This is a genomic window from Bradyrhizobium sp. GW821-FHT12B03, assembly GCF_058807535.1.
Genome location: NZ_JBXAQU010000013.1, coordinates 150139 through 173871 on the forward strand (window position 1 = coordinate 150139; position 23733 = coordinate 173871).

General features: G+C 66.3%; 16 protein-coding genes. 8 read left to right on the forward strand and 8 right to left on the reverse strand.

What is annotated here, in order from left to right:
* Positions 1–23: 23 nt before the first annotated feature.
* Positions 24–2531: a penicillin-binding protein 1A gene (locus AC1RUR_RS24140; protein WP_492848555.1), complete on the reverse strand. Its 2508-nt coding sequence runs from the start codon at positions 2529–2531 to the stop codon at positions 24–26.
* A gap of 304 nt (positions 2532–2835) precedes the next feature.
* Positions 2836–4128: an N-acetylmuramoyl-L-alanine amidase gene (locus AC1RUR_RS24145; RefSeq protein WP_492848557.1), complete on the reverse strand. Its 1293-nt coding sequence runs from the start codon at positions 4126–4128 to the stop codon at positions 2836–2838.
* Positions 4129–4829: 701 nt separating this feature from the next.
* Between AC1RUR_RS24145 and AC1RUR_RS24150 the strand changes: the two genes are divergently transcribed.
* Positions 4830–7910 (forward strand): Rne/Rng family ribonuclease, encoded by a 3081-nt coding sequence (locus AC1RUR_RS24150; RefSeq protein ID WP_492848559.1) that lies wholly within the window; start codon positions 4830–4832, stop codon positions 7908–7910.
* 67 nt (positions 7911–7977) lie between these two features.
* On the opposite strand, the gene AC1RUR_RS24155 is transcribed toward AC1RUR_RS24150, so the two are convergent.
* The gene (locus tag AC1RUR_RS24155; protein ID WP_492848561.1) at positions 7978–8658 is read right to left on the reverse strand and encodes a helix-turn-helix domain-containing protein; all 681 of its coding nucleotides are present in this window, start codon (positions 8656–8658) and stop codon (positions 7978–7980) included.
* A 208-nt stretch (positions 8659–8866) separates the two neighbouring features.
* Here AC1RUR_RS24155 and AC1RUR_RS24160 point away from each other — a divergent pair, with 208 nt between their 5' ends.
* The 3 genes from AC1RUR_RS24160 to AC1RUR_RS24170 are packed head-to-tail and all read left to right on the forward strand — an operon-like array spanning position 8867 to position 12873.
* The gene (locus tag AC1RUR_RS24160) at positions 8867–10363 is read left to right on the forward strand and encodes an amidase (protein WP_492848563.1); all 1497 of its coding nucleotides are present in this window, start codon (positions 8867–8869) and stop codon (positions 10361–10363) included.
* Positions 10364–10406: 43 nt separating this feature from the next.
* Entirely contained in the window at positions 10407–11624 is a 1218-nt protein-coding gene (locus tag AC1RUR_RS24165) for an MFS transporter (protein ID WP_492848565.1), read from the forward strand.
* Between the two features lie 16 nt (positions 11625–11640).
* Positions 11641–12873, forward strand: coding sequence for an NAD(P)/FAD-dependent oxidoreductase (locus tag AC1RUR_RS24170; RefSeq protein ID WP_492848567.1), 1233 nt, complete (start codon positions 11641–11643; stop codon positions 12871–12873).
* Here the strand turns inward: AC1RUR_RS24170 and AC1RUR_RS24175 are convergent.
* Together AC1RUR_RS24175 and AC1RUR_RS24180 are read right to left on the reverse strand one after the other, a co-directional pair.
* Positions 12870–14939, reverse strand: coding sequence for a tetratricopeptide repeat protein (locus AC1RUR_RS24175; RefSeq protein WP_492848569.1), 2070 nt, complete (start codon positions 14937–14939; stop codon positions 12870–12872). The two genes, AC1RUR_RS24170 and AC1RUR_RS24175, sit on opposite strands and share 4 nt — an antisense overlap.
* 75 nt (positions 14940–15014) lie before the next feature.
* Positions 15015–15851, reverse strand: coding sequence for a helix-turn-helix transcriptional regulator (locus AC1RUR_RS24180; RefSeq protein WP_492848571.1), 837 nt, complete (start codon positions 15849–15851; stop codon positions 15015–15017).
* Between the two features lie 92 nt (positions 15852–15943).
* On the opposite strand from AC1RUR_RS24180, the gene AC1RUR_RS24185 reads away from it, so the two are divergent.
* Positions 15944–16828 (forward strand): SDR family oxidoreductase, encoded by an 885-nt coding sequence (locus AC1RUR_RS24185; protein ID WP_492848574.1) that lies wholly within the window; start codon positions 15944–15946, stop codon positions 16826–16828.
* A 26-nt stretch (positions 16829–16854) separates the two neighbouring features.
* On the opposite strand, the gene AC1RUR_RS24190 is transcribed toward AC1RUR_RS24185, so the two are convergent.
* From AC1RUR_RS24190 to AC1RUR_RS24200, 3 genes are all read right to left on the reverse strand, one after another.
* Positions 16855–18189 (reverse strand): dicarboxylate/amino acid:cation symporter, encoded by a 1335-nt coding sequence (locus tag AC1RUR_RS24190; protein ID WP_492848576.1) that lies wholly within the window; start codon positions 18187–18189, stop codon positions 16855–16857.
* Between the two features lie 83 nt (positions 18190–18272).
* The gene (locus AC1RUR_RS24195) at positions 18273–18830 is read right to left on the reverse strand and encodes a biotin transporter BioY (RefSeq protein WP_492848667.1); all 558 of its coding nucleotides are present in this window, start codon (positions 18828–18830) and stop codon (positions 18273–18275) included.
* Positions 18831–18918: 88 nt separating this feature from the next.
* On the reverse strand, positions 18919–20106 hold the full coding sequence (locus AC1RUR_RS24200; protein WP_492848578.1) for a pyridoxal phosphate-dependent aminotransferase: 1188 nt from the start codon (positions 20104–20106) through the stop codon (positions 18919–18921).
* A 191-nt stretch (positions 20107–20297) separates the two neighbouring features.
* Here AC1RUR_RS24200 and AC1RUR_RS24205 point away from each other — a divergent pair, with 191 nt between their 5' ends.
* From AC1RUR_RS24205 to AC1RUR_RS24215, 3 genes are all read left to right on the forward strand, one after another.
* On the forward strand, positions 20298–21701 hold the full coding sequence (locus tag AC1RUR_RS24205; RefSeq protein WP_492848581.1) for a M48 family metalloprotease: 1404 nt from the start codon (positions 20298–20300) through the stop codon (positions 21699–21701).
* A gap of 93 nt (positions 21702–21794) precedes the next feature.
* The gene (locus AC1RUR_RS24210) at positions 21795–22562 is read left to right on the forward strand and encodes a DsbA family protein (protein WP_492848583.1); all 768 of its coding nucleotides are present in this window, start codon (positions 21795–21797) and stop codon (positions 22560–22562) included.
* A gap of 212 nt (positions 22563–22774) precedes the next feature.
* Entirely contained in the window at positions 22775–23635 is an 861-nt protein-coding gene (locus AC1RUR_RS24215) for a DUF1236 domain-containing protein (RefSeq protein WP_492848585.1), read from the forward strand.
* Positions 23636–23733: the final 98 nt, after the last annotated feature.

A 23733-nucleotide genomic window follows, 5' to 3' on the forward strand; every position in this document is an offset into this window, starting at 1 on the left:
CAACGCCCCTCTTGTCCTAGGCCTTAGTACAGCCCGCCGGTGCCCGGCCGCATGAAGAAGCCGGAATCCGGCTGCTGTTGTTGCGACGCCGGCACGCCGCCGCGGCCGTCGGCGTCGGCAACGCCGATGACCGAATAATTGTCCGGCGGCGCCGTGCCCGGCTTGAAGGCTTCGAGGATGGTTCCGCCGGTCTCACCCGGGCCGGCGCGCATGCCGGTCTTGGCGACGACGCGCACGAGCTTGATGCCGGCCGGCACCTTGAACGGGACCGCGGGCTTGTCGGCGAGCGCGAGCTTGAGGAAATCACGCGCGATGGGCGCAGCCAGATGGCCGCCGGTTGCGGCGTTGCCTTTGCCGAGCGCGCGCGGCTTGTCGTAGCCCATATAGATGGCGACCGCGACGTCGGGCGAGAAGCCGACGAACCAGGCGTCCTTCGCCTCGTTGGTGGTGCCGGTCTTGCCTGCGATCGGCTTGCCGACTTCCTTGACCACGGTCGCGGTGCCGGCCTGGACCACGCCTTCCATCAGCTCGGTGATCTGATAGGCAGTCATGGAATCGAGCACCTGTTCGCGGCGGTCGATCAGCTGCGGCTCGGCCTGGTTCTTCCAGCCACCGGGCGCGTCGCAGCCGCGGCATTCGCGCTGGTCATGCTTGAAGATGGTGTGGCCGTAACGGTCCTGAATACGGTCGATCAAGGTCGGCTTCACGCGGCGGCCGCCATTGGCGAGCATCGAATAGGCCGTGACCATGCGCATCGCCGTCGTCTCGCCGGCGCCGAGCGCGTAGGACAGATAATTCGGCAGTTCGTCATAGACGCCGAAGCGGCGGGCATATTCGCCGATCAGGGGCATGCCGATATCCTGCGCGAGGCGCACCGTCACGGTGTTGAGCGACTGCCGCAGCGCGTTGCGCAGCGTCACCGGCCCCTGGAACTTGCCCGAGGAGAAGTTTTCCGGCCGCCACACGCCGGCGCCCTGGCCCTGGTCGATTTCGATCGGCGCGTCGAGCACCACGGTCGACGGCGTATAGCCGTTGTCGAGCGCGGCCGAATAGACGATCGGCTTGAACGACGAACCCGGCTGCCGGTACGCCTGGGTGGCGCGGTTGAACTGGCTCTGGTCGAACGAGAAGCCGCCGACCATCGCGAGCACGCGGCCGGTCCAGGGGTCCATCACCACCATCGCGCCCGACACTTCGGGGATCTGGCGCAGCCGGTACTGGCCCTCGACCGGGTTGCCGTCCTTGTAGAGCGGATCGGCATAGATGACGTCACCGGGCTGGAGCACCTGCGACACCGACGTCGCCGCCCTGCCTTTCGCAGCGCCCGTAGCCGCCTTGGCCCATTTGATGCCATCGAGCGTGATCAGCCCGGTCTCGCGCTGCTTGCTGATGGCGCCGCCGAGCTCGCGGCTCGGCTGGAAGCCGATCCGGGCCGACTGGTCGCTGGTCTCGAGCACCACCGCCATGCGCCACGGCGAGATGTCGGAGAGCGACTTGATCTCGGCGAGCTTGACGCCCCAGTCGCCGGACGTATCGAGCTTGCTCATGGCGCCGCGATAGCCCTGCTGCTCGTCATAGTTCACGAGGCCCGCAACCATGGTCTTGCGCGCCATGACCTGGATCTTCGGGTCGAGCGTGGTACGAACAGACAGACCGCCCTCGTAGAGCTTCTTCTCGCCGTAGCGCTCGAAGATGTCGCGGCGGACTTCCTCGGCGAAATATTCGCCGGCGAAGGTGTGGGCGCCGTTGGAGCGGTTGGTGACGGCCAGCGGCTCCTTGCGCGCCTTCTCGGCGTCGGCCTGCTTGATCCAGCCGTTCTCCTGGAGACGGTCGATCACGTAGTTGCGGCGCTCGATGGCGCGGTCGCGGTTACGCACCGGATGCAGGGTCGCCGGCATCTTCGGCAGCGCCGCAAGATAAGCGGCTTCCGCCACCGTCAGCTCGTTCACCGACTTGTCGAAATAGACCAGCGAGGCGGCCGCGATGCCGTAGGCGCCAAGGCCGAGATAGATTTCGTTCAGATACAGCTCGAGGATCTTGTCCTTCGAATAGGTCTTCTCGATCCGCATTGCCAGCAAGGCTTCCTTGATCTTGCGGGCGAAGGAGACCTCGTTAGTCAGAAGGAAGTTCTTGGCGACCTGCTGGGTGATGGTGGAGGCGCCCTGCGGACGGCGGTTGGAGCCGTAGTTCTGGATATAGACCAGGCCTGCGCGCGCCATGCCGGTGTAGTCGATGCCGCCATGCTCGTAGAAATTCTTGTCCTCAGCCGCGAGGAAGGCGTTGATCACGAGCTTCGGCACCGCCTGGATCGGCAGATACAGCCGGCGCTCCTTGGCATATTCGCCGAGCAGCGAGCCGTCGACCGCATGCACACGCGTCATCACCGGCGGCTCGTAATCCTGAAGCTGAGAGTAATCAGGCAAGTCCTTGGAGAAATGCCAGATCAGGCCTGCCACGGCCCCGACACCGACAAGGAACACCACCGTTCCCGCGGCGAACAGGAAGCCCATGAACCGCACCAGCAAGCGCATTATCTGTTTATCCGTTCAAACTCTGGATCAGCCCAGTATCAGCCCCATCGGACCTAAGAACTGGCACCCAACACTGGCGCCAACCTCACGTTGCAAATTCACCGGCCTACGCAATCACATCAAGGCCGGGCCTAAAGACGCTGCCGAGCGGGATTCTCTCCGATTCCGGAACCCCCTGCGGCGTTTTTATAAATCGCCCGCTGTGGCCAAACTAGGGCTTTTGCGGCAGGACGGAAAAACCCTTTCTCAATTCTCTCAATTCGACGATCCCAGGGTCGTCAACTCGACGATCCCCAGGGGGTCGTCAATTTGACGATCCCGCGGTCGCCAGCCGTTTGGCCAGGAACCCGTCAATGGCTTGCGCCATCGAGCCCACCGCCTTGGACCGCCAGCCCTCGGAGACCAGATGCTCGAGATCGCCCTTATTGGAGACATAGCCGATCTCGACCAGCACCGACGGCACGTCGGGCGCCTTCAGCACCCGGAAACCGGCCGATTTCAGGGGATGCTTGTGCATCCGCACCGTCGACTTCATTTCGCCCATCAGCACATGCGCAAAACGATTTGAAAACGTGCGGGTTTCCCGCTGTGTCAGATCGATCAGGATATCGGCGACGTCGGTCGGCTCCTCGGCGAGATTGAAGCCGGCGATCGCGTCGGCGCGGTTTTCCGCGTCCGCCAGGCGCTGGGCCTCGGCGTCGGAGGCCTTGTCGGACAGCGTATAGATGGTGGCGCCCTGGGCATCGCCCTCGGCACGCGGCAGCGCGTCGGCATGAATCGAGACGAACAGCGCGGCCTTGAGGTTGCGGGCGACCCTGACCCGGTCATTGAGCGGGATGAACGTGTCATCGTTCCGCGTCATCACGACACGGTATTTGCCGGCCTTTTCCAGCCGGTCGCGCAGCGCAAGGCCAAACGCCAGCACCAGGTTCTTCTCGCTTTCGCCGCTCGACTGCGTGCCGTTGTCGATGCCGCCATGGCCCGGATCGATCACGACGATCGGCCGGCCATCGGCCTTCTGCGCCGTGTCCGGGGTCGCCGTCGCGGGAACCGTTGCGGGCGGCGCCTCGGCGATCGTCGGCCGCAGCTCGGGACGATTTTCCGGAGCGAGCGACGGCGCGAAGGCGGTGCGATCGACCTCCTCCAGCTCGAGCACGAGCCGGGCCGGCTGCCCGTTGGCAGCCTCCAGCACGTAGGAATTGGCGATCTTGGCGGGCCCCGTCAGGTCGAACACGATTCGCGAGCCGCCGGGCATGACGAGCCCATAGCGGAAGGCCTTGACCAGTCCTCGTCCCCCGGACCCGGTGCCCGCTGGCAGCTGAAAATTGACCTGGGGTACGTCCACCACCACCCGATAGGGGTCGGCAAGCGTCACGGCGCGGAAGCTGACGGTCTGGTCGATGTCGAGGATGAAGCGGGTCTGCTTGCCGTCGCCAGCCAGCCGGGCGGCCGAGGCGATCGGAAAATTCGCTACCGCAACAGAGGGTTGCGGCTGGCTCTCCGCAGCGCTCAGGCGGGAGGAATCAGCGCATGGCAACGCTGCGGCGCACAATAGCGCACATGCCAGCAAGACCCTTTGATGTGCGCGGCTCGCCACCGATTCCGTGCCTCCGAGCAGCTTTTTTAACGCAATAGAACCACAGGGTTAAACGATCCTTAATGACAGACGCACGAAACTCGCTGACTGTGACCGCCGTGCGACGCTCCCTTGCACGGATGGCCCATTCCTCGTATGTACGGAATGCTGACGGCCGATATTTCCGGTTGTGTCGCATTCAGCCTCCCGGTGCAGCGCCGGAACTCTCAAGGTTTGGGAATTCCAGCGTTTTCCGTTCCCCTCTAAGACCAGCGCGGTGCGCGGCAGCGAGGTGGAGCGGGCCAAGCCCCGGCGGCGGACGGTTCCCGGGTACCACTTTTCCGGGACGGTTCGGACAGCGACGCAACCCATTACCCGGTCCCTTGACCCCAAGGGAGCGGTTCGTGATCCCCAAGGCGAGCGCGCTCGCGCCATGCCTGGCCAGCAGCAACTGATTGAGGGGCGGCCTCGCCGCCCAATGTTTCATACGGGCCGACGCTTGATGCGCCAGACTGTGCCGACGAATTCTGAAGGACCATTCGCGACGCTGCGGAGTGATAATCCCGCGCGCCGCATTGGTCCTGAAGCTTCCGGTTCGGCAAGGCGCGAGAGACGGCGTTTCGGCCTTCCCCTCACCCCCGAATCAGGTGGACCGTCGCGTCACCCGGCGGCGCGATACGCGCCCACCGTGAATCGCGCCCGCCGCCGCCAAGAGTTAAGACATGCCCAACAAGATGTTGATCGATGCCACCCACCCGGAAGAGACCCGGGTCGTCGTGGTCCGCGGCAATCGTGTCGAAGAGTTTGATTTCGAGACCGCGCAACGCAAGCAACTGCGCGGGAATATCTACCTCGCCAAGGTCACGCGGGTCGAACCCTCGCTCCAGGCCGCCTTCGTCGAATATGGCGGCAACCGCCACGGCTTCCTCGCCTTCAGCGAAATCCATCCCGACTATTACCAGATCCCGGTCGCCGACCGGCAGGCGCTGATCGAGGCCGAGGAACAGGCCCATCGCGAGGCCGAGGAAGAGAGCGAGAACCGCTCGCACGGCCGCCGCCGCTCGCGCCACCGCAATGCCCGCCGCCGCGGCCATGGCGAACGCGTCCGCAGCGACATCGTCGAGGGCCTCGACGCCGGCGCCGACCCCGCGACCCAGCCGGTCGATGGCGAGCCGAGAGCCGCCAGCGCCGAAGGCGCTCCGCTCGAGGGCGAGCATCTGCACGCCGACGCGGAGCATCACGGCGAGCAGGATGCCCATGATCACAACGAACATGATCACCACGATCATGATCACCATGAGCATGGGCACGACGACCATCATCACGCCCACGATCATGATGACCATGGTCATGACGGCGGACACGATCACCACGACCATGATCATGCCGACGAGACGCCCGCGCCGGTCGCGGCCGTTGGTGCCGAACCCGTGGCCGAGGCCGAACCGCAGCAGGCGACCTCCGAAGCACACGCAGAGGCTCTGGCCGAAGCCGTAACCGCCGCCGCTGAACCGGCTGATGCCGTGTATGCTGCCGGCGAAAGCACTGATGCTCCGCATCACGAAGCCGACGCGACGGCCGAGGACGACGACGAGGACGATGAGGACGGCGAGGAGGAAGCCGAAGAGGAAGTCGTCGAATCCGTCGGCGGCGACGACGTGATGGAGGAAGTGCCGGAGCGCACCTTCCGTCCGCGCCGCCAGTACAAGATCCAGGAAGTCATCAAGCGCCGCCAGGTGATGCTGGTGCAGGTCGTCAAGGAAGAGCGCGGCAACAAGGGCGCAGCGCTGACGACCTATCTGTCGCTCGCCGGCCGTTACGCCGTCTTGATGCCGAACACCGCGCGCGGCGGCGGCATCAGCCGCAAGATCACCAGCGCGCAGGACCGCTCGCGCCTCAAGGAAGTGGTGCAGGATCTCGACGTGCCCGAGGGCATGGGCATCATCCTGCGCACCGCGGGCGCTGCCCGCACCAAGCCCGAGATCAAGCGCGACTTCGAATATTTGATCCGGATGTGGGAGACGGTGCGCGACCTCACGCTGAAGTCGCAGGCCCCGACGCTGGTCTATGAAGAAGGCTCGCTGATCAAGCGTTCGCTGCGCGACCTCTACAACAAGGAGATCGACGAGATCTCGGTTGCCGGCGAATCCGGCTACCGCGAGGCGCGCGACTTCATGAAGATGCTGATGCCCGCCAATGTCAGCGCGGTGAAGCAGTATCGCGACGGCCAGCCGCTGTTCTCGCGGATGGGCGTCGAGAGCCAGCTCGACGCGATGTTCTCGCCGACCGTGCAACTGCGCTCCGGCGGCTACATCGTGATCAACCAGACCGAGGCGCTCGTCTCGATCGACGTCAACTCCGGACGATCGACGCGCGAGCACCATATCGAGGACACCGCGCTCAAGACCAATCTGGAGGCGGCCGAAGAGGTCGCCCGCCAGCTCCGCCTGCGCGACCTCGCCGGCCTGATCGTCATCGACTTCATCGACATGGACGAGAAGCGCAACAACCGCGCGGTCGAGCGCAAGCTGTCCGACTGCCTGCGGCAGGATCGCGCGCGCATCCAGGTCGGACGCATCTCGCATTTCGGCCTTTTGGAGATGTCGCGCCAGCGCATCCGCGCCAGCGTGCTGGAATCCTCGACCGATCCCTGCCCGCATTGCGGCGGCACCGGCCATGTCCGTTCGGTGTCCTCGGTGGCACTCCAGTTGCTGCGCGGCCTCGAAGAGATCCTGATGAAGGGCGCGACCCACAATCTGGTGGTCCGCACCCGCACCGACGTCGCGCTCTACGTGCTGAACCACAAGCGCGGCCATCTGCGCGATCTCGAAAACGGCTTCAAGGTCACGCTGGCGGTCATCGCCGACCCGAGCGTCAGCGGACCGCAGGCCTACCTCATCGACCGCGGCGAGCAGGTGCACACGCTGGAAGCCGCCAAGGCGCTGCTCGTGGCGCAGGCGGCTGCGAGCCCGCCGCCTCAGGCCGAAGAGGTCTATGAGGACGAGGAGCTCGATCCGGAGCTGGAATCCGAGGTCGAGACCGAGGAGACCGAAGGTCTTGCCGAAGAGCAGGCCGCCGGCGAGGCAGCTCCCGAGCAGGACGGCCAGCGCCGCAAGCGTCGCCGTCGCCGGCGCGGCCGCGGTGGCCAGCGCGAAGGCGAGCTGCGCGAGGACAGCGCCCCAACACTTCCCGAACCCGCCATGATCGCCGGTGAAACCGATGAGGACGCCGAGTCCGAACAGGACGGCGAGGAAGGCGAGGAACAGGCAGCCCGTGGTGGCGAGCAGCAGGGCAGCGGCGAGCGCCGGCGCCGGCGTGGTCGCAGGGGCGGCCGCCGTCGGCGCGGTAACGGCGAGGAAGGTCTTGCCGGGTCCATCGGCGACGAACTCGGCACCCAGTCTCCATCGGAAGCTGCCGAAGCGGTGGCTGATTTCGACGGCTTTGGCGGCGAGGCTTCGCCCTCGATCGCGCAAGCCGAGCACACCGCCGAGCCGCAGGTCGCGCAGCCCGAACCGCGTGCCGAGGTGCAGGCTGAGGCGCCGGCCCAGCCGGAGCCGGCTCCTGCCGTCGCAACGGCAGACGAAGAGCCTGCCGACGACAAGGCCGCGCGGCGCCGTTCCACGGTCCGGGAAAAGGTGAGCTTCCTGTCGAGCAGCGCGAGCGAGGCCGCAACGCCGGTTGCGCAGGTGACCGAACCGGTCGCGCCGCCCGCACCGGCACCTGCGCCGGAAGCGGCCAGCGAGACGCCGGCCGCGCCGCGCCGCGCCGGCTGGTGGTCCCGCCGTTTCGGCGGCGGCGAATAAGGTCGGACACAGAATAAAAAACGCCCGGCCAAGCCGGGCGTTTTTCGTTTCAGACCTCGCCCAAGCGCTACGGCGGCAGTTCGTCGTTGCCGAGCGGCGTCACGTCGCGCGAGGCGATCTGGCGAAGCTGGTCGTAGAGATCGGGCGCTTCGCTGGTGCAGAGACAGACGCCGGTTGCTGACGGTGCCTCGCCGGCGTTGAGGTAGGCATGGCCCATGGTGCTGTCGAGATAGATGCCATCACCCACCCCGAGGATCTCCGGCGCGTAGAACTCGGTGTGGACGGCGACGCGCCCGCTCGTCACCACGAAATACTCCTCGCCGCCATGGCGCAGCAACGGGCCGAACTCCTCCAGCGAGCGCGCACGGACCTCCGCCACGATCGGCACCATGCGTTTGCCGATCAGGTCGGTGCATTGATAAGTGTAGGTGTAGAATTTCGTGTTGATCACCTGCCCCTGCCCGGCCCGGCTGATGCTCCGCCGCGCGGTGACCGGCCGACCTTGCGCGGGCACAGCGACCGCAGGATTGAACAGCTCGGCGATCTCCATCTTCAGGCCCGACGTGAGCTGGAGCAGCTTGTCGTAGGTCAGCGACATCAGGCCGTTCTCGACCTTCGAGAGGGTTGAGAGCGCCATGCCGGTCCGCTCCGCCACCTGTTTCAGCGTCAGGCCGCGGGCCTGACGGGCCGCCTTGAGGCATTGGCCGAGCTGGGAATTGGCCCCTTCGGGCGTCGTGATCTCGCTCATGCAGCAAGCCTATCACGATGACGGAAACAATGTTGGTCTATCCGTCTAATCTTTTCGGCCAAAACGCCGCTTGAGACGCCCATTTGGCGATCGCTTGGGCGGCAATGCCAGCATTTGTGCATGAAAGGCTCCGGTTTGACGAATATTGGTGCGTCACCTCTACTTTCCGATATGCTAAATCGTTTTCATAATCTGAAAGGGATTGGCATTGCCCGAACTCTGCGATTCCAGCGCCGTTGAGCTGCGCCGCCTGCTGGCCACCAAGGCGATCTCGCCCGTCGAGCTGCTCGACGCCTGCCTGTCCCGCATCGAGACCGTCAATCCCGCCGTCAATGCCGTCGTGACACTGGACGTACCAGGCGCGCGCGCCGCCGCGAAAGCGGCCGAAGCGGCCATCCTGCGCGGCGAGGATCGCGGCGCGCTGCACGGCCTCCCGGTCCTGATCAAGGACACCCAGGACACCGCCGGGATGCGCTCCACCTATGGCAGCCCGCTGCTGCGCGACAATATACCGGCCGCCGACCAGGGCTCGGTCGCGCGGCTGCGCGCAGCCGGCGCCGTCATCTTCGGCAAGACCAACACGCCGGAATGGGCGGCCGGCGGCAACACCCGCAACCCCGTGTTCGGCGCGACCGGCAATCCCTTCGATCCCTCGCGCTCGGCGGCCGGCTCCTCCGGTGGCTCGGCGGTGGCGCTGGCCTGTGGCATGGCCCCGCTCGCCTCGGGCTCCGACACCGGCGGCTCCCTGCGCAACCCGGCCGGCTTCTCTGGCATCGTCGGCATGCGTCCGTCCTACGGCCTCGTGGCGAGCGAGAAGCGCGCCTTCGGCTGGTCGAACCTGTCGACCGACGGGCCGATGGCGCGCAATGTCGCCGACACCGCGCTGATGCTGTCGGTGATGGCAAGCGACGATGCCCGCGATCCCTTGGCCTACACGCTGCCCGGCGAGCCCGTGCGGGCGCGCGCCGAGCGCTGGGCCGCACCGCGTCCTGCGGACCTCGGCAAGCTGCGTCTGGCTTTCACCGAAGACTTCGGCTTCGCACCGACCGAGCGGGCGATCCGTCGCGTATTCCGCAGTCGCGTGGCCAGGCTCGCGCCGCTGTTCGCCGAAAGCCGCGAGGCCACGCCCGACTGCACCGGCGCCGACGACGCGTTCGCGGTTCTGCGGGCCGGCCTGTTCCTGGCGACGCACGGCAAGAACTACAAAGAGCGCCCCGAGATGCTCGGTCCCAATGTCCGCGCCAATGTCGAGGAAGGCCTGAGCTACACGCTCGAGGACCACGGGCGCGCCGCCACGACGCAGACGCGGATCTACCGTGCCTACCAGACCTTCTTCGAAACTTGCGACGTGCTGATCAGCCCGACCATCACGCTGAGCCCACGGCCCTGGTCGGAGCTCTATCCCGCCGAGATCGACGGCGTGCCGACCAAATCCTATTTCCACTGGCTCGCACTCGCTTACGCCGTGACGCTTCCCGGCCACCCCGCGATCAGCATTCCGCTCGGCCTCGATGAGGCCGGCCTGCCGTTCGGTCTCCAGATCGTCGGCCCGCGCGGCGGCGACGCCATCGTGCTCTCGGTCGCCGCGAGCATCGAGGCTGCGTTCGCAAGCGATGCGCAATTGTGCCGGCCGGTGCCCGATCTGGCACGGCTCGGCGCAGCGCCGCCGCTGTCGGCCGCACCGGGCTTTCTCACCTGGGAATGACCCGACCAGCCCTGGCTGCGCGGCCGGCGCAACGGAGACGAGCATGACGGAATTGCCGAGAAGAACCAGCGTCATCGCCTTCGTCCTGCTCTACGTCGCCTACTGCATCTCCTATATCGACCGCGCCGCGATCTCGCTGGCGCTCGCGCAAATCGGCAAGGACTTCAACCTCCAGGCCGCCGATCTCGGTATCGTCATCAGTGCGTTCTTCCTGGGCTATGCCGCGATGCAGGTGCCGGGCGGATGGCTCTCCGACCGCTTCGGCTCGAAATACGTGGTGATCGTCACCATCGTGATGTGGTCGCTGTTCACGGCGTTCACGAGTCTTGCGTGGTCGCTGACGTCGCTGATCGCGATCCGTTTCATCTTCGGCATCGCCGAGGGCGGCTTTCCGCCGGCGAGCATCCGCGCCATCGCGGAAGTGTTCAAGAAGGACAGCCGGCCGAAGATGTCGGGGCTGCTGCTGTCGTCCAACTATGCCGGCAGCATGGTCGCGCCGCTGATCATGGCGCCGCTGATCCTCTGGCTCGGCTGGCGCCATGCCTTCAACACGATCGGCATTGCCGGCCTCGTGTTCGCGGTGGCCTATTTCGTCTTCGTTCCCTATCTGGGCCGCCCGCAGAAGGTCGATGCGAGCGCGAAGGCCGCAAGCCGCGCACCGATGCGCGAGCTCATGAGGAATCCGCTGCTGTGGCAACTGATGCTGGTGTGGTTCGGCCTCAGCTGCGTCAACAAGGGCCTGGATTCCTGGATGCCGCTCTACCTGCTCCAGCAACGCGGGCTCGACCTCAAGACCGTCGGCGTCGTGGCGCCGATCCCGTTCGTGATGGCGACGATCGCGACCGCGATGGGCGGCTGGGTGATGACGACGTTCTTCTCCGAGCGCGAAAAATACCTGCTGATCGGCAGCTCCGCATTGACCGGCATCTTCCTCTACGCCATGTACAAGGCGGAGACGATCACGATGCTGATCGTCTTCCAGTCGCTGGTCTACTTCTTCAAATCCTTCGTGCTGGCCTCGGTGATTGCGCTTCCCACCAAACTGCTCCGCGACGACCAGATCGGATCCGGCGTCGGCATGGTCAATCTCGGCGGCCAGAGCGCCGGCTTCGTCGCCCCCGTCGCCATCGGCTTCATCGTGACCGGAACCGGATCGTTCGATGCCGCCTTCGGCTTCCTCGTGGCGATGACGGCGCTGTCCGTCGTGGTCGCGGCAACCATCAGCACGGCCCAGCCGAAGCTCGCGCCACAGCCGGCCTGACAGGAGCATTCTGCCAATGCAAAGCGTGATCGTTCTCGGCGGCGGCATGATCGGCGTGAGCGCGGCGCTGCACCTGCGGCAGCGCGGCTGGTCCGTCACGCTCGTCGACCGCAGGGAGCCGGGCCGCGAGACCAGCTACGGCAATGCCGGGATGATCCAGGCGGAAGCGGTACGGCCGTATCCGATGCCGCGCGACCTCGCCTCGCTCCTGAAGATCGCGACCGGCCGCACCAACGACGTGCGCTACAGCCTGTCGTCGCTCCACCTCCATATCGAGCCCCTGCTCCGTTACTGGTGGCATTCGGCACCGAAGCGGCATCGCGAGGCGATCGACGCCTGGGCGCGGCTGATCGCTTACGCAACAAGCGAGCACGACATCCTCATTCGCGAGGCCCACGCCGACAATCTCATTCGCCGTGCCGGCTATCGGGCGCTGTATCGCGACGCCGCCTCACTGGATCTCTCGATCGAGGCGGCCGAGGAAGACCAGCGCGAATTCGGCGTGAACTTTCGTGTGCTCTCCGGCAGCGAGCTCGCCAAGGCCGAGCCGGTCCTGCGCGACGATCTCCCCGGCGCGATCCATTGGCTCGACACCTGGACCGTGTCCGATCCCGGCGCGCTGGTCACGGCCTATGCCGAGCTGTTCGAGCGCCTCGGCGGCACCATCGTGCTCGGTGATGCGCAGTCGCTGCAGCAGACCGCCACCGGCTGGTCGGTCAATACCGATCAGGGGCGCCTCGATGCCGCTACCGTCGTCGTGACACTCGGGCCGTGGTCGCCGGATCTGTTGCACAAATTCGGCTATCGGATTCCGCTGGTGCGCAAGCGCGGCTATCACATGCATTACAGCGGCGGCGCGTCACTGGACCTGCCGCTGATCGACAAGGGCAACGGCTATGCCATGGGGCCCATGGCCAAGGGCATCCGCATCACCACGGGTGCGGAGCTGACGAGCCCGGACGCACTTGCAACGCCGGTGCAGCTCGCCAGCGCCGAAGCGTCCGCACGCGAGCTGATCGATCTCGGCAAGCGCGCCGAGCCTGACCCGTGGTTCGGCACCCGCCCCTGCACGCCCGACATGCTGCCGGTGCTCGGCCGCGCCCCGCGCCACCCGGGCCTCTGGATGAACTTCGGCCACGGCCACCAGGGCTTTACGCTCGGCCCCGCGACCGGGCGCCTGCTCGCCGAGATGATGAACGGCGAAACGCCGTCGATCGATCCGACGCCGTACCGGCCGGAGCGGTTCTAGCCTTCGGCGTTCGCGGCGAGGATCGCGAGCGCGGCTGACAGGCGCAGCAGCGGGTCATCCCATTCGCGCGGGGCGCGCTGGCGGAACAGCCGCATGGTCGGATACCACGGGCTGTCCTCGCGGTCGCGCAGCCAGCGCCAGTCCAGCGCGTAAGGTGTCAGCATCCACACCGGCCGGCCGAGCGCGCCGGCAAGATGCGCAACCGACGTGTCGACGGCGATGACGAGATCGAGTGCCGCCACCGCTGCTGCGGTGTCGGCGAAATCGCCGAGTGCCGGCGCAAGATCGACGATGTCGTTGCCAATCGCCGCCAGCACCTCGCCATCCCCGGGCCGCGGCTCCTTTTGCAGGCTGTAGAGCTGCACGCCCGGCATCACGAGGCGCGGCAGCACGGCCTCGGCGGGCAGCGAGCGCTGCCGGTCGCCCTTGTGCCTGGGGTTTCCGGCCCAGACCACACCGACCTTCAGCGCCGTCACGTCCGCGAGCGCCGCACGCCAGCGCGCCAATTTCGCGGGATCGGGGTGCAGATACGGAACACCGACAGGAATGGTATCGAGCGTGGTGCCGAAGATCCGCGGCAGGCTCATCAGCGGCAGTTGCAGGTCGAACGGCGGCAGCACTTCGCCACGCGGGATCACGGTCACGTCGGGCAGCTGCCGCAGCAGCGAGGCGAGCGCGGGCTGAACCTGGAGAATGATCTTTCCGCCCCGCGCAGCCACCATCGGCAGATAACGCACGAAATGCAGGGCATCGCCTAGGCCATACTCGGCGAACAGCAGCAAGGTGCGGCCATCCAGCGGCTCGCCCTGCCATTCCGGCTCGTCGAACGAGGGATCGCCGTCCGACAGCGTCTTGCATGTGCGCCGCCAGCGATAAGCTTCGAAGCCATCGGCAAAATCGCCGTTCATCAGCAGGAAATGCGCATGGTTGTACTGCGCGAGCGGCTGCTCCGGATCGAGCGCGATCGCACGATGCGAAACCATGAGCGCCTCGTCGATCTCGCCGGCATTGCGCAGCGCGACCGCGAGATTGGCGTGGCCCTTGGCATAGGCGGGGTCGGCCACAACCGCGCAGCGATGCGCGGCGACCGCGTCGACGGCGCGCTCCTGCTTCTCGAAGACGATGCCGAGATTGGTCCAGGCCGGAGCATGATCCGGCTTGAGCAGCAGCGCGTGCTCGCAGGCGGCAATCGCCTCGTCGAATGCGCCGAGCTCGGAGAGGCAGGCGCCGAGATTGCTGGCAATCACGTGATCCGATGCATCGAGCGCAAAGCTCCGCCGGTAGACCTCGGCCGCCTCGTCCAGGTGACCGGCCTCGTGCAGCACGAGGCCGAGCAGGCGCAGCGCCTGACCATTGTCCGGCGCGCACGCGATGGCGCGGCGGTAGGAGATGATGGCGTCCTCGAGCAAGCCTTGCCGGTAGAGCACGGCACCGAGATTGCAGAGCAGCCCGGGATCATCAGGATCTGCGTCGAGCGCGCGGCGATAGGCGGCTTCCGCCTCGTCGAGCCTCGCCTGGTCCACGAGGAGATTGCCGAGATTGAGCCAGACGCCGCGATAGGTGGGCTCCCTTGCAATGACGGCGCGATAAGCCTCTTCGGCCTCGGCAAGCCGCCCCTGCTCCGCTAGCGCGATGGCAAGGTTGAAGCAGGCTCGCGTCAGATGCGCATCGAGCGCCAGCGCGCGGCGGTAGGCAGCCTCGGCCTCATCGAAGCGGGCGAGCTCGCCGAGCGAAACGCCAAGCTTGTTGTGCAGGCCGGCATCATCGGGCCGCCGCACCAGCGCGCGCCGGAACGCCGCCACCGCCCCCTCCTGCTCGCCCTTTACCGCCAGCGCGTCGCCGAGCGTGACGAGTGCCGGCGCGTGCTCGGGATCGACGGTGAAGATGCGGCCGAGCAGCGCGGCGCCGTCTGCCGCGCGGTCGGTGACGAAGGCGGCGACAGCGGCCAGGTGCAGCGCCGGGACATGATCCGGGTCGGCCCTCAGAACCTCCGCGCAGAGCGCACCGGCCTGGTCCGGTCGCCCTGCTGCAAAGTGCTCCGCCGCCTGCACCACAATCGGATTCACAGCCGCATTGCCCACGATACACCCACCCCTTCGAGGTCCGAGATGAGGATTAAACGCGCGAGGTCGAAAATTCCGTCAGTCGGCGCGCGCGGCCAGCAGTGTCCTGATGCGGTCGGCATCTTCAGGCGTCGCCGGATTGTAGACGATCATGCTGAGATCGGAGCGGCCCTCGACGTTGAAGCTCGAATATTCGAACGACATCGTGCCGTGAACGGGATGCCGCAGCCGCTTGGTGCCGTCGCCGTGATGGCGCACGTCGTTGTCGCGCCAGAGCGCCGCGAATTCCGGACTGGTGCGGCAGAGCTCGTCGACGAAATCGGCGACATGCGAGACGGCGCCCGCGCGCGCAGCGTCCGCCCGGAATGCCGCCACCACGAAGCGCGCGACACTGTCCCAGTCATATTGCGCGGCGCGCACGCGCGGATCGCAGAAGATGAAGCGCAGGATGTTGCGCTGTCCCGGCGGGATCGTGCTGTAGTCGGTCAGCACGGCCGTGGCGGCGCGATTCCAGGCGACGACGTCCCAGGTCGCGGTGCGTACCAGCGCCGGGCTGAATGAGAGCGCGTCGAGCACGCGCTGCAGCCGCGGCGAGACGCCTTCGCTCGCCTGGTAGCGCACCTCGGGCGGGCGGCCGAGGCCGATCAGGAACAGATGCTCGCGCTCGACATCGGTCAGCATCAAGGCGCGCGCGATGCGGTCGAGCACATCGGCCGACGGCGCCCCGCCCCGGCCCTGCTCCAGCCAGGTGTACCAGGTCGGGCTGATATTGGCACGCTGCGCCACCTCCTCGCGCCGCAGTCCGGGCGTGCGCCTGCGGCGACCGGCGAAGCCGAACGCGGCAGCGTCGAGCCGGGTGCGGCGGTCCTTCAGATAGGCCCCGAGCAGGTTTTCAGAGGCTGCGGTCTCGCTCATCCTGTTAGCTATTATACCCTGATAACGTCACTACTTTACCCGGATAATCCTAGCGCAGATGGTCGTCCTCACCAACCCCTTGGAGACTGCTCATGCGTGTATTCGTCACCGGCGCCACCGGCTTCGTCGGCTCCGCCGTCGTTCGCGACCTGATCGCCGCCGGCCACCGTGTCATTGGCCTTGCCCGGACCGATGAAGGTGCGGCCGCCATCACGGCGCTCGGCGCCGCGGTCCATCGCGGGTCGCTGGAGGACCATGCGTCCTTGCGCAGCGGCGCGGCTGCCTCCGACGGCGTGCTTCACCTCGCCTTCAACCACGACTTCTCGAAGTTCGCCGACAATTGCGAACTCGACCGCCGTGCCATCCTCGCGCTCGGCGAAGAGCTGAAGGGCTCCGACCGTCCGCTCATCGTCACCTCAGGCGTGGCGCTGCTCGCGCCCGGGCGGCTCGCGACCGAGGACGATGCGGCGGCCCGTCACTTTCCGCGCATCTCGGAAGCGACCGCAGAAGACCTCTGCGAGCGCGGCGTCCGCGCCGGCATCGTGCGGCTGCCGCCCACGACGCATGGCGAGGGCGACCATGGGTTTGTCCCGCGCCTGATCGCGATCGCGCGCGAGAAAGGCGCTGCTGCCTATATCGGCAACGGACAAAACCGCTGGCCGGCCGCGCACCGCGTCGATGCCGCGCGCGTCTATCGCCTTGCGCTGGAGCAAGGCGCCAGCGCCGGGCGCTATCACGCCATCGCCGAGGAAGGCGTACCGTTCAAGGTGATCGCGGAGGTGATCGGCAAGCGGCTCGGCGTGCCCGTGGTCTCGAAATCCGTTGATGAAGCCGAGCAGCATTTTGGCTGGTTCGCGCGGTTTGCGGCCGTCGACGTTCCGACCTCGAGCGCGAAGACGCGTGCCCTCCTCGGCTGGGAGCCCAAGGAAAAAGGGCTGATCGAGGATCTCGACCAGCCCTATTACTTCAAGGCCTGACGGCGCTCAGCACCGCCAGTTGTGAATCAGTCCGTCGTGATCGCGGTTTCCATGTCCGTCGGATCGATCCGCTTGGCGAGATTGGCGTTGAGCTTGTCGCGGTCGAGCTCGCCCTCCCACCAGGCGACGATCACGCAGGCGACGCCGTTGCCGCACAGATTGGTCAGCGCGCGGCACTCGCTCATGAACTTGTCGATGCCGAGCACGATCGCCATGCCCGGCACGAGGCGCGGGTCGACCACGGCGAGCGTCGCCGCCAGCGTGATGAAGCCCGCGCCAGTGATGCCGGAGGCGCCCTTCGAGGTCAGCATCGCCACGACCAGGATCGTGGCCTGCTGGCTGAAGGAGAGATCGTAGCCGAGCGCCTGGGCGATGAAGAGCGTCGCCAGCGTCATGTAGATGTTGGTGCCGTCGAGGTTGAACGAGTACCCCGTGGGCACCACGAGGCCGACCACCGACTTGGAGCAGCCGAGCCGTTCCAGCTTCTCCATCAGGGACGGCAGCGCGCTTTCCGAGGACGAGGTGCCGAGCACGATCAGGAGCTCGTCCTTGATGTAGGCCAGGAACTTGAAGATCGAGAACCCTGCCATCCGCGCGATGACGCCGAGCACGACGAACACGAACAGCGCGGCCGTGACGTAGAACGTTGCGATCAGCCCGATCAGATTGAGGATCGCGCCGGTGCCGAACTTGCCGATGGTGTAGGCCATCGCGCCAAACGCACCGATCGGCGCCGCGCGCATCACGATGGAGATGACGCCGAACACCGCGTGCGCGGCATCGTCGATGAACGAGCGGATGGTGTGGCCGCGCTCACCGAGGCTCATCAAGGCGAAGCCGAACAGCACCGCGAACAGCAGCACCTGGAGGATCTCGCCTTGCGCGAAGGCGCCGACCACGGTGTCCGGAATGATGTGCAGCACGAAGTCGACGGACTTCTGACCGGCGGCCTGCTTGGCGTAATTCGCAACCGCCGCCTCGTTGGCCGCCGCATTGCCGAAGCCGGAGCCCGGCTTCAACAGATTGCCGATGATGAGTCCGATCACCAGGGCGAAGGTCGAGACGACCTCGAAATAGACCAGCGCCTTGACGCCGATGCGTCCGACCTTCTTGGCGTCCTGGATGTGGGCGATGCCCGAAACAACGGTGCAGAAGATGATCGGGGCGATCACCATCTTGATCAGCTTGATGAAGCCGTCGCCGAGCGCCTTGATCCACTCATTGGTGGCGACCGTCGGCCAGAGCCAGCCGACGATGGCGCCGAGCACGATGGCGATCAGCACCTGAATGTAGAGAACCTTGTACCACGGCTTGGCTGCGGTCGGCGCGACCGGCGCCCCGGTCATCGTTGTCGTTGTCATTGTTTCACTCCCCCTCAAACGCCGGGCCAGCCAAGAGCAACTTGGCCGGCCCTGTCAATTGGAACTGCTCGGAATGGTGCGCTTCACCCGCGGCGATCGACGATCCACCGTGCCGCCGGCATCAGCGTCGCGCCCAGCGCGTTCTTGACCAGCGAGGCCGCAATGAACGGCGCAAGGCCGACCTGCCAGGCTTTGGATGCGCCAAGGCCGAGGCCAAAGGCCAGCCAGCCGAACCCGACAGCCAGAATGACGATGTGGCCGACGGCCATCGCCGCAAACAGCCGGACCACGCTACGGTCCCAGCCCCGCTCGGCGAGCCAGCCGGTGACGAAGGCGGCAGCAATGAAACCGAACAGGTAGCCCGCGGTCGGGCCGACCAGCGGTGCAACGCCACCCACGGGACCTGCGAAGACCGGCAGGCCGAGCGCGCCCTCGGCGAGGTAGGCGATCATGGTTGCGCTGCCAAGGCGCCAGCCATAGGCGGCACCGATCATCAGCACCACCAGCGTCTGCAACGTCATGGGCACGTAAGGCAGCGGCAGGTTCACCTTGGCCGACAGCGCCAGCAGCGCGGTACCGAACGCGATCAGCACGACGGCGCGGAAGCCGCCCACGATCTCACCCGGCCGGGTCGGCCACATCAATGCGGCGAGAGAAGAATGCGGTGCGGCAGCGGACGGGACTGATCGGTCAGACAAGTTGAACTCCGGAGGTGACGAAAACTGGCGGCTATTTAAGCCAGTGGGCGATCCGGTCAACTGCCTCCCGCATCTCCTCTGCCGAACGCGCATAAGAGAACCGGATGAACGAGCGGCCATGGATGGGATCGAAATCGAGGCCGGGCGTTGCCGCGACATGGGCCTGTTCCAGCATCTGCTTGGCGAACTCGAAACTGTCGGAGGTGAAGTCCGAGACATCGGCGTACAGATAGAAGGCGCCGTCGGCCGGCAGGAACTTGCTGAGGCCTGCCTTGGGCAATCCCTCGATCAGAATGCGCCGGTTTTCCTGATAGCCGTGCTTGATCTCCTCCATCTCGGCCGCGCCGTCGAAGGCGGCTTCGGCGGCGATCTGCGACAGCGACGGCACCGAGATCGACAGGTTCTGCTGGAGCCGCTCGATCGGCCGCACCAGGATCTCGGGCACGACCATCCAGCCGACGCGCCAGCCCGTCATGCAAAAATACTTCGAAAACGAATTGATCACGAGGGCGTGGTCCGACAGCGCCGCCGCCGTCACTGCCGGAAACGCGTAGTCGAGCCCGTGATAGATCTCGTCCGAGATGAAGCGAATCTTGGCATCCTCGGCCGCCGCGATCAGGCCGGAGAGCGCCTCGCGGGACATCATCGTTCCCGTCGGGTTGGCGGGACTGCCGACCAGCACGCCCTTCAGCGGCGCCTTGCGATGGGCGGCCAGCAGCGCCTCGCCGGTGAGCGCGTGCCGCGTCTCGTTCGTGGTCTCGATCAGCACCGGCTCGCAGCCGAGCGCGGTGAGGATATGGCGGTACGGCGGATAGCCCGGCACCGTCACGGCGACGCGATCCCCGGGCTCGAACATCGACAGGAAGGCCAGGATGAAGCCGCCCGACGAGCCCGTCGTCACCACGATCCGCTCGGCGCTGACGTCACAGCCATGGGCATCGCGATAATGCCGCGCGATGCGCGCGCGCAAGGAGGGGATGCCGAGCGCGGAGGTATAATCGATCCGTCCCGCCTCGAGCGCCGCATGGGCGGCCGCGATCGCGGTCTTCGGCGCCCCGGCCGCGGGCTGGCCGACCTCCATGTGAATGACATGGCCCCCGGCAGCCTCGATTCGGGCCGCCGCGGCCATCACATCCATGACCATGAACGGGGGAACATCGCTGCGGCGGGAGGGCTCGAGCCACTGCCCCAACCGGTTCCTCAATGTCGCATCGTGCATCGATTTCTGCTATTTCGCTGGCGAACCGGTCCGTCCGGTCCGTGAAACGGGGCGCTTGCGCCCCAGACTGGCCGCATTGTACGGCTCATAAGGGGTAGGCTCATAGGCCATATCGCGTATCCGGTCCGCCGCCAATCGCCAAAACCAATCACGAAACTGCTTGATCAAGACCGTTTGACCCAGACCGCTTGATGTTGCTCCAGCTCGCTTTGCGCAAAAAGGCCTCCGCCCTCACCGCCCTGGTCACGGCCGCGGCGATCGCACTGTTGCCTGTCCCGGCCGCACGGGCGCAGTCCAAAGGGCCGCCGATCCTGCGCGATACCGAGACCGAGCAGCTGCTGCGCGAATACACCCGCCCGATCCTGCGCGTCGCCGGTCTGGAAAAGCAGAATATCCAGATGGTGATCATCAACGACGGCTCGTTCAACGCCTTCGTCGCGGACGGCCGCCGCATCTTCGTCAATTACGGCGCGATCCTCCAGTCGGAGACGCCGAACCAGATCATCGGCGTGCTCGCGCACGAGACCGGGCATCTGGCCGGCGGCCATCTGTCCAAGCTGCGCGAGCAGCTCGCCAACGCGCAGACCCAGATGATCATCGCGATGCTGCTCGGCGCCGGCGCGATCGCCGCCGGCAGCACGCGCGGCAGCGGCAGCGCCGGCAATAACGGGCTGGCCAATGCGGGCGCGGCCGCCATCTCCGCGCCGCAGGAGATGATCCGCCGGACGCTGCTGTCCTATCAGCGCCAGCAGGAGGAGAACGCCGACCGCGCCGGCGTCAAGTTCCTGACCGCGACGGGTCAGTCGCCGAAGGGCATGTACGAGACCTTCAAGCGCTTCACCAGCGAGAGCCTGTTCGCGGCGCGCGGTGCCGACCCCTATCTGCAGTCGCACCCGATGCCGGCCGAGCGCGTCGCATCGCTCCAGGAGTTCGCCAGTTCCAGCCCCTATTGGGACAAGAAGGACGATCCCGCACTCCAGCTCCGCCACGACATGGTGCGCGCCAAGATCTCCGCCTTCATGGAGCGGCCGGAGACGGTGTACCGTCGCTATCCCCAGACCAACGACAGCATGCCGGCGCGCTATGCCCGGGCCATCAGCACCTATCTGCACGGCGATCTGCGCAGCGCGCTCGCCCAGATCGACGCGCTGATCCAGGTCCAGCCCAGCAACCCGTATTTTTACGAGGTGCGCGGCCAGGCCCTTCTGGAAAGCGGCAAGCCGGCCGAGGCGATTGCTCCCCTGCGCAAGGCCGCACAGCTTTCGAACAACGCGCCCCTCATCGAGATGTTACTTGGGCAGGCACTGGTTGGAACCGATAATAAGGCCTACACCGACGACGCCGTCCGGATTCTCCGCGCCGCGGTGGCACGGGAGCCCGAGGCAGTGCTCGGCTATACCCAGCTCGCGATGGCCTATGGCCGGAAGGGCGACTATGCCGAGGCGGATCTCGCCTCGGCGCAAGCCGCCGCCTTGCGCGGCGACAACAAGACCGCCCGCGAGCTCGCCACGCGCGCGAAAACCCGTTTCGCCGTCGGCACGCCCGGATGGGTCAAGGCCGACGACATCGTGGCGGCCAAGCCGCCGCGTAACTAGCTAGAACGACGCCTGACACCACGACGTCACGACACCGAGCCTTGAGTCCGCCGGGACGTTTTCCGAAACCTGCTTTGATAAGAGGATTTGCCTATGCCTTCGCTGCGTCTGCTTGCTCCCGCGCTGCTTGCGCTCGCCATGTTCGGCGCAGCCGCGCCCGCGTCGGCCGACAGCTTCTCCGATGCCCAGCGCACCGATATCGAGGCGATCATCAAGAACTACCTCATCAGCCATCCCGAAGTGCTCGAGGAGGCGATGACCGAGCTCAGCAAGCGGCAGGCCGCGGCCGAAACGCAGAAGCACGAGGCCAGCGTCGCTCAGAACGCGGACGCGATCTTCAACTCGCCGCGCCAGGTCGTGCTCGGCAACAAGGACGGCGACGTCACCTTCGTCGAGTTCTTCGACTACAATTGCGGCTACTGCAAGCGCGCGATGGACGACATGCTCACCATCATGAAGAGCGATCCGAAGCTGAAGGTCGTGCTGAAGGAGTTTCCGGTGCTGAGCCAGGGTTCGGTCGAGGCGGCGCAGGTCGCGGTCGCCGTGCGCATGCAGGACCCCACCGGCAAGAAATATCTCGACTTCCACCAGAAGCTGCTCGGCGGCCGCGGCGCCGCCGACAAGGCCCGCGCGATGCAGGCCGCCAAGGAAGCCGGGCTCGACACCGCCAAGATCGAGAAGGACCTCGCCAGCCCCGAGGTGCGCGCCACCATCGAGGAGAACTTCAAGCTCGCCGAAGCCATGGGCATGAACGGCACGCCGAGCTACGTGATCGGCAAGCAGATCGTGATCGGCGCCGTCGGCGTCGAAGGCCTCAAGGAGAAGATCGGCGTCGCCCGCTGCGGCAAGGCCACCTGCTGATCGCATTCCAACGTCACGCATCGAGCGAGGCCGGCTGAAACGCCGGCCTTTCTTTTTGCGCTCCTTCACCTCGTGTCGCAAACGCGGCGAGCGTATTCATCTGGCGTTCAACAAACTAATGCCGCGGAACCGCCGATGTTCCGGAACAACCGATATCTCCTTTCGTTGTTGGCGCGGGCAATGACGCAAATAAACACGTGAGGAGAAATTCAATGTTGAACCGCTTTATGATCTCGGTTGCCGCACTCGCACTCGTTGGCGGCGCCGGACTGGCGAACGCACAGGGCACCATGAACCGCGACAGCGGCGGCGCCGGCGCGCAGCCCGCGCAGCAGTCACAGCCGTCGGGCGGCGCGGCCGAGCGCGGCGCCATGGGCAAGGATTCCATGGGCAAGGATTCCATGACGAAGGAAAAGGGCACCGTCGGTCAGGCTGGCGGCGCCGGCACCGCGAAGCCGGGTGCGGCCGCCGAGGAGAAATCTCCGGGCGCAATGAAGGACGATCGCACTGGCGGCGCGATGCACAAGAACGCGGCCGAGGACAAGGCCGGTGCGACCAAGGGCCAGCGCACCGACGAGCGCGCGCAGGGCCAGATGGACAAGTCGCAGCAGGACAAGTCCAAGAGCATGAGCCAGGACACGACCAAGTCCGGCGCCAAGGACCACAAGGACATGAAGGCCGAGGATAACAAGGCCGGCACGTCCACCAAGAGCAACGCCGAAAACCGCCCGGGCACGGGCAGCTCGACCGACATGAAGGCCGAGGACAAGAGCTCGACCTCGTCCTCGACGACGGTCGGCCAGGCCGGCGCTGGCGCCAAGCTCTCGACCGAGCAGCGGACCCAGATCACGTCGGTGATCCGCGAGGAGCGCGTGGCCCCCGTGACCAACGTGAACTTCTCGATTTCGGTCGGCACCCGCGTGCCGCGCGAGGGCATCTCGCTGCACGCCCTGCCGTCCCGCGTCGTGACGATCTATCCGGAGTGGCGCAGCTATCGCTACGTGCTGGTCCGCGAGCAGATCGTGATCATCGATCCGAACACCTATGAGATCGTCGCGATCCTCGACGTCTAAGGCCGGATGACGGCAACCTCAGGGGGCGGGCAGCGATGCCCGCCCTTTGCCGTTGGGCCGGCAGCCATGCTTTGGACTGGTTAACAAGCAATTTCCGT

Excerpts from the sequence above, each read along its gene's own strand:
- AC1RUR_RS24140 (WP_492848555.1), bottom strand. The coding sequence starts at position 2,531 with ATGCGCTTGCTGGTGCGGTTCATGGGCTTCCTGTTCGCCGCGGGAACG.
- AC1RUR_RS24150 (WP_492848559.1), top strand. The coding sequence starts at position 4,830 with ATGCCCAACAAGATGTTGATCGATGCCACCCACCCGGAAGAGACCCGG.
- AC1RUR_RS24155 (WP_492848561.1), bottom strand. The coding sequence starts at position 8,658 with ATGAGCGAGATCACGACGCCCGAAGGGGCCAATTCCCAGCTCGGCCAA.
- AC1RUR_RS24165 (WP_492848565.1), top strand. The coding sequence starts at position 10,407 with ATGACGGAATTGCCGAGAAGAACCAGCGTCATCGCCTTCGTCCTGCTC.
- AC1RUR_RS24170 (WP_492848567.1), top strand. The coding sequence starts at position 11,641 with ATGCAAAGCGTGATCGTTCTCGGCGGCGGCATGATCGGCGTGAGCGCG.
- AC1RUR_RS24180 (WP_492848571.1), bottom strand. The coding sequence starts at position 15,851 with ATGAGCGAGACCGCAGCCTCTGAAAACCTGCTCGGGGCCTATCTGAAG.
- AC1RUR_RS24185 (WP_492848574.1), top strand. The coding sequence starts at position 15,944 with ATGCGTGTATTCGTCACCGGCGCCACCGGCTTCGTCGGCTCCGCCGTC.
- AC1RUR_RS24190 (WP_492848576.1), bottom strand. The coding sequence starts at position 18,189 with ATGACAACGACAACGATGACCGGGGCGCCGGTCGCGCCGACCGCAGCC.
- AC1RUR_RS24195 (WP_492848667.1), bottom strand. The coding sequence starts at position 18,830 with ATGTGGCCGACCCGGCCGGGTGAGATCGTGGGCGGCTTCCGCGCCGTC.
- AC1RUR_RS24200 (WP_492848578.1), bottom strand. The coding sequence starts at position 20,106 with ATGCACGATGCGACATTGAGGAACCGGTTGGGGCAGTGGCTCGAGCCC.
- AC1RUR_RS24205 (WP_492848581.1), top strand. The coding sequence starts at position 20,298 with ATGTTGCTCCAGCTCGCTTTGCGCAAAAAGGCCTCCGCCCTCACCGCC.
- AC1RUR_RS24210 (WP_492848583.1), top strand. The coding sequence starts at position 21,795 with ATGCCTTCGCTGCGTCTGCTTGCTCCCGCGCTGCTTGCGCTCGCCATG.
- AC1RUR_RS24215 (WP_492848585.1), top strand. The coding sequence starts at position 22,775 with ATGTTGAACCGCTTTATGATCTCGGTTGCCGCACTCGCACTCGTTGGC.